Annotated in this window: 6 protein-coding genes and 1 pseudogene; 6 read left to right on the top strand and 1 reads right to left on the bottom strand. The window is 52.6% G+C overall.

Going from position 1 to position 5,517, the window contains the following annotated elements:
* Positions 1-207: 207 nt before the first annotated feature.
* Positions 208-1,221 (bottom strand): class 1 integron integrase IntI1, encoded by a 1,014-nt coding sequence (gene intI1, locus APH25_RS24560; protein WP_000845048.1) that lies wholly within the window; start codon positions 1,219-1,221, stop codon positions 208-210.
* Positions 1,222-1,373: 152 nt separating this feature from the next.
* Between intI1 and APH25_RS25370 the strand changes: the two genes are divergently transcribed.
* The 6 genes and pseudogenes from APH25_RS25370 to APH25_RS24540 all read left to right on the top strand — a co-directional run bounded on the left by APH25_RS25370 (position 1,374) and on the right by APH25_RS24540 (position 5,311).
* Positions 1,374-2,114 (top strand): subclass B1 metallo-beta-lactamase IMP-1, encoded by a 741-nt coding sequence (locus tag APH25_RS25370; RefSeq protein WP_003159548.1) that lies wholly within the window; start codon positions 1,374-1,376, stop codon positions 2,112-2,114.
* A 153-nt stretch (positions 2,115-2,267) separates the two neighbouring features.
* A complete protein-coding gene (locus APH25_RS25365; RefSeq protein WP_003159545.1) occupies positions 2,268-2,819 on the top strand; it encodes an aminoglycoside 6'-N-acetyltransferase AAC(6')-Iae in 552 nt (183 codons plus the stop codon).
* A gap of 173 nt (positions 2,820-2,992) precedes the next feature.
* Positions 2,993-3,340 (top strand): quaternary ammonium compound efflux SMR transporter QacE delta 1, encoded by a 348-nt coding sequence (locus APH25_RS24555; RefSeq protein ID WP_000679427.1) that lies wholly within the window; start codon positions 2,993-2,995, stop codon positions 3,338-3,340.
* On the top strand, positions 3,334-4,173 hold the full coding sequence (sul1, locus tag APH25_RS24550) for a sulfonamide-resistant dihydropteroate synthase Sul1 (protein WP_000259031.1): 840 nt from the start codon (positions 3,334-3,336) through the stop codon (positions 4,171-4,173). The genes APH25_RS24555 and sul1 overlap by 7 nt, the downstream gene beginning before the upstream one ends.
* Before the next feature lie 127 nt (positions 4,174-4,300).
* Positions 4,301-4,483: pseudogene (locus APH25_RS24545) on the top strand (GNAT family N-acetyltransferase); the annotation flags it as partial.
* A 63-nt stretch (positions 4,484-4,546) separates the two neighbouring features.
* The gene (locus APH25_RS24540) at positions 4,547-5,311 is read left to right on the top strand and encodes an IS6-like element IS6100 family transposase (RefSeq protein WP_023464298.1); all 765 of its coding nucleotides are present in this window, start codon (positions 4,547-4,549) and stop codon (positions 5,309-5,311) included.
* Positions 5,312-5,517 lie beyond the last annotated feature (206 nt).

Below are 5,517 nucleotides of genomic sequence, written 5' to 3'. Positions count from 1 at the left end.
GAGTCTGTCGTTTTCAGAAGACGGCTGCACTGAACGTCAGAAGCCGACTGCACTATAGCAGCGGAGGGGTTGGATCCATCAGGCAACGACGGGCTGCTGCCGGCCATCAGCGGACGCAGGGAGGACTTTCCGCAACCGGCCGTTCGATGCGGCACCGATGGCCTTCGCGCAGGGGTAGTGAATCCGCCAGGATTGACTTGCGCTGCCCTACCTCTCACTAGTGAGGGGCGGCAGCGCATCAAGCGGTGAGCGCACTCCGGCACCGCCAACTTTCAGCACATGCGTGTAAATCATCGTCGTAGAGACGTCGGAATGGCCGAGCAGATCCTGCACGGTTCGAATGTCGTAACCGCTGCGGAGCAAGGCCGTCGCGAACGAGTGGCGGAGGGTGTGCGGTGTGGCGGGCTTCGTGATGCCTGCTTGTTCTACGGCACGTTTGAAGGCGCGCTGAAAGGTCTGGTCATACATGTGATGGCGACGCACGACACCGCTCCGTGGATCGGTCGAATGCGTGTGCTGCGCAAAAACCCAGAACCACGGCCAGGAATGCCCGGCGCGCGGATACTTCCGCTCAAGGGCGTCGGGAAGCGCAACGCCGCTGCGGCCCTCGGCCTGGTCCTTCAGCCACCATGCCCGTGCACGCGACAGCTGCTCGCGCAGGCTGGGTGCCAAGCTCTCGGGTAACATCAAGGCCCGATCCTTGGAGCCCTTGCCCTCCCGCACGATGATCGTGCCGTGATCGAAATCCAGATCCTTGACCCGCAGTTGCAAACCCTCACTGATCCGCATGCCCGTTCCATACAGAAGCTGGGCGAACAAACGATGCTCGCCTTCCAGAAAACCGAGGATGCGAACCACTTCATCCGGGGTCAGCACCACCGGCAAGCGCCGCGACGGCCGAGGTCTTCCGATCTCCTGAAGCCAGGGCAGATCCGTGCACAGCACCTTGCCGTAGAAGAACAGCAAGGCCGCCAATGCCTGACGATGCGTGGAGACCGAAACCTTGCGCTCGTTCGCCAGCCAGGACAGAAATGCCTCGACTTCGCTGCTGCCCAAGGTTGCCGGGTGACGCACACCGTGGAAACGGATGAAGGCACGAACCCAGTGGACATAAGCCTGTTCGGTTCGTAAACTGTAATGCAAGTAGCGTATGCGCTCACGCAACTGGTCCAGAACCTTGACCGAACGCAGCGGTGGTAACGGCGCAGTGGCGGTTTTCATGGCTTGTTATGACTGTTTTTTTGTACAGTCTATGCCTCGGGCATCCAAGCAGCAAGCGCGTTACGCCGTGGGTCGATGTTTGATGTTATGGAGCAGCAACGATGTTACGCAGCAGGGCAGTCGCCCTAAAACAAAGTTAGAAAAGGAAAAGTATGAGCAAGTTATCTGTATTCTTTATATTTTTGTTTTGCAGCATTGCTACCGCAGCAGAGTCTTTGCCAGATTTAAAAATTGAAAAGCTTGATGAAGGCGTTTATGTTCATACTTCGTTTGAAGAAGTTAACGGGTGGGGCGTTGTTCCTAAACATGGTTTGGTGGTTCTTGTAAATGCTGAGGCTTACCTAATTGACACTCCATTTACGGCTAAAGATACTGAAAAGTTAGTCACTTGGTTTGTGGAGCGTGGCTATAAAATAAAAGGCAGCATTTCCTCTCATTTTCATAGCGACAGCACGGGCGGAATAGAGTGGCTTAATTCTCGATCTATCCCCACGTATGCATCTGAATTAACAAATGAACTGCTTAAAAAAGACGGTAAGGTTCAAGCCACAAATTCATTTAGCGGAGTTAACTATTGGCTAGTTAAAAATAAAATTGAAGTTTTTTATCCAGGCCCGGGACACACTCCAGATAACGTAGTGGTTTGGTTGCCTGAAAGGAAAATATTATTCGGTGGTTGTTTTATTAAACCGTACGGTTTAGGCAATTTGGGTGACGCAAATATAGAAGCTTGGCCAAAGTCCGCCAAATTATTAAAGTCCAAATATGGTAAGGCAAAACTGGTTGTTCCAAGTCACAGTGAAGTTGGAGACGCATCACTCTTGAAACTTACATTAGAGCAGGCGGTTAAAGGGTTAAACGAAAGTAAAAAACCATCAAAACCAAGCAACTAAATTTCTAACAAGTCGTTGCAGCACGCCACTACGTGGCTGGACAGTTTGTAAGTTGCGCTTTTGTGGTTTGCTTCGCAAAGTATTCCACAACGCGCAACTTACAAACTGCCGCTGAACTTAGCGTTAGCCGGACGCTGCGCGCGAAGAGGTTTTATGAAATACAACATTGTTAATATTAAAGATTCTGAAAAGTATATAACGCAAGCTGCAGAAATTCTATTTGATGTATTTTCACACATAAATTTCGATTCTTGGCCGTCACTCCAAAAGGCTACAGAAACTGTAATAGAATGTATTAGCGCCGAAAACATTTGTATTGGCATTTTAATAAACGATGAATTGTGTGGTTGGGTTGGATTAAGAGAAATGTATAAAAAAACTTGGGAACTACATCCAATGGTTATTAAGAAAAAACATCAAAATAAGGGATTTGGTAAAATACTAATTTTTGAAACAGAAAAGAAAGCGAAAGAAAGAAATTTAGAAGGAATTGTACTTGGAACAGACGATGAAACATTTAGAACTACATTATCAATGTCAGAATTAAATAATGAAAATATATTCCATGAAATTAAAAATATAAAAAATCTAAAAAATCATCCATTTGAATTTTATGAAAAATGTGGTTACAGTATTATTGGTGTGATTCCTAATGCAAATGGGAAAAATAAACCTGATATATTAATGTGGAAAAATATAATGTAAAAAAATTTCGGCTAACAACTGCTTCAACTTGATAATTGCTTGAGCAATTACAAGTTAAGCAAATGTTAGATGCACTAAGCACATAATTGCTCACAGCCAAACTATCAGGTCAAGTCTGCTTTTATTATTTTTAAGCGTGCATAATAAGCCCTACACAAATTGGGAGATATATCATGAAAGGCTGGCTTTTTCTTGTTATCGCAATAGTTGGCGAAGTAATCGCAACATCCGCATTAAAATCTAGCGAGGGCTTTACTAAGCTTGCCCCTTCCGCCGTTGTCATAATCGGTTATGGCATCGCATTTTATTTTCTTTCTCTGGTTCTGAAATCCATCCCTGTCGGTGTTGCTTATGCAGTCTGGTCGGGACTCGGCGTCGTCATAATTACAGCCATTGCCTGGTTGCTTCATGGGCAAAAGCTTGATGCGTGGGGCTTTGTAGGTATGGGGCTCATAATTGCTGCCTTTTTGCTCGCCCGATCCCCATCGTGGAAGTCGCTGCGGAGGCCGACGCCATGGTGACGGTGTTCGGCATTCTGAATCTCACCGAGGACTCCTTCTTCGATGAGAGCCGGCGGCTAGACCCCGCCGGCGCTGTCACCGCGGCGATCGAAATGCTGCGAGTCGGATCAGACGTCGTGGATGTCGGACCGGCCGCCAGCCATCCGGACGCGAGGCCTGTATCGCCGGCCGATGAGATCAGACGTATTGCGCCGCTCTTAGACGCCCTGTCCGATCAGATGCACCGTGTTTCAATCGACAGCTTCCAACCGGAAACCCAGCGCTATGCGCTCAAGCGCGGCGTGGGCTACCTGAACGATATCCAAGGATTTCCTGACCCTGCGCTCTATCCCGATATTGCTGAGGCGGACTGCAGGCTGGTGGTTATGCACTCAGCGCAGCGGGATGGCATCGCCACCCGCACCGGTCACCTTCGACCCGAAGACGCGCTCGACGAGATTGTGCGGTTCTTCGAGGCGCGGGTTTCCGCCTTGCGACGGAGCGGGGTCGCTGCCGACCGGCTCATCCTCGATCCGGGGATGGGATTTTTCTTGAGCCCCGCACCGGAAACATCGCTGCACGTGCTGTCGAACCTTCAAAAGCTGAAGTCGGCGTTGGGGCTTCCGCTATTGGTCTCGGTGTCGCGGAAATCCTTCTTGGGCGCCACCGTTGGCCTTCCTGTAAAGGATCTGGGTCCAGCGAGCCTTGCGGCGGAACTTCACGCGATCGGCAATGGCGCTGACTACGTCCGCACCCACGCGCCTGGAGATCTGCGAAGCGCAATCACCTTCTCGGAAACCCTCGCGAAATTTCGCAGTCGCGACGCCAGAGACCGAGGGTTAGATCATGCCTAGCATTCACCTTCCGGCCGCCCGCTAGCGGACCCTGGTCAGGTTCCGCGAAGGTGGGCGCAGACATGCTGGGCTCGTCAGGATCAAACTGCACTATGAGGCGGCGGTTCATACCGCGCCAGGGGAGCGAATGGACAGCGAGGAGCCTCCGAACGTTCGGGTCGCCTGCTCGGGTGATATCGACGAGGTTGTGCGGCTGATGCACGACGCTGCGGCGTGGATGTCCGCCAAGGGAACGCCCGCCTGGGACGTCGCGCGGATCGACCGGACATTCGCGGAGACCTTCGTCCTGAGATCCGAGCTCCTAGTCGCGAGGGCTCTGTTGCAAAAATCGTGAAGCTTGAGCATGCTTGGCGGAGATTGGACGGACGGAACGATGACGGATTTCAAGTGGCGCCATTTCCAGGGTGATGTGATCCTGTGGGCGGTGCGCTGGTATTGTCGCTATCCGATCAGCTATCGCGACCTTGAGGAAATGCTGGCGGAACGCGGCATTTCGGTCGACCATACGACGATCTATCGCTGGGTCCAGCGCTACGCCCCGGAGATGGAGAAGCGGCTGCGCTGGTTCTGGCGGCGTGGCTTTGATCCGAGCTGGCGCCTGGATGAAACCTACGTCAAGGTGCGGGGCAAGTGGACCTACCTGTACCGGGCAGTCGACAAGCGGGGCGACACGATCGATTTCTACCTGTCGCCGACCCGCAGCGCCAAGGCAGCGAAGCGGTTCCTGGGCAAGGCCCTGCGAGGCCTGAAGCACTGGGAAAAGCCTGCCACGCTCAATACCGACAAAGCGCCGAGCTATGGTGCAGCGATCACCGAATTGAAGCGCGAAGGAAAGCTGGACCGGGAGACGGCCCACCGGCAGGTGAAGTATCTCAATAACGTGATCGAGGCCGATCACGGAAAGCTCAAGATACTGATCAAGCCGGTGCGCGGTTTCAAATCGATCCCCACGGCCTATGCCACGATCAAGGGATTCGAAGTCATGCGAGCCCTGCGCAAAGGACAGGCTCGCCCCTGGTGCCTGCAGCCCGGCATCAGGGGCGAGGTGCGCCTTGTGGAGAGAGCTTTTGGCATTGGGCCCTCGGCGCTGACGGAGGCCATGGGCATGCTCAACCACCATTTCGCAGCAGCCGCCTGATCGGCGCAGAGCGACAGCCTACCTCTGACTGCCGCCAATCTTTGCAACAGAGCCTCCGTCGCCATGCTCACCTCGCTTTGGTGCACACGAGTATTGAGCATAGTCGAGATTGGTGCAGATCACTTCTGATATTGAACTGTCAGGAGCTGGCTGCACAACAGCCATTACGCCCAATCAACTGGTGCAGTCGTCTTCTGAAAATGACA

This window comes from Pseudomonas sp. NBRC 111119, from assembly GCF_001320125.1.
In the GTDB taxonomy this organism is placed as follows: domain Bacteria; phylum Pseudomonadota; class Gammaproteobacteria; order Pseudomonadales; family Pseudomonadaceae; genus Aquipseudomonas; species Aquipseudomonas parafulva.
The sequence above is the reverse complement of the archived record's forward strand: the minus strand, read 5'-3'. Positions and strand labels throughout refer to the sequence as shown.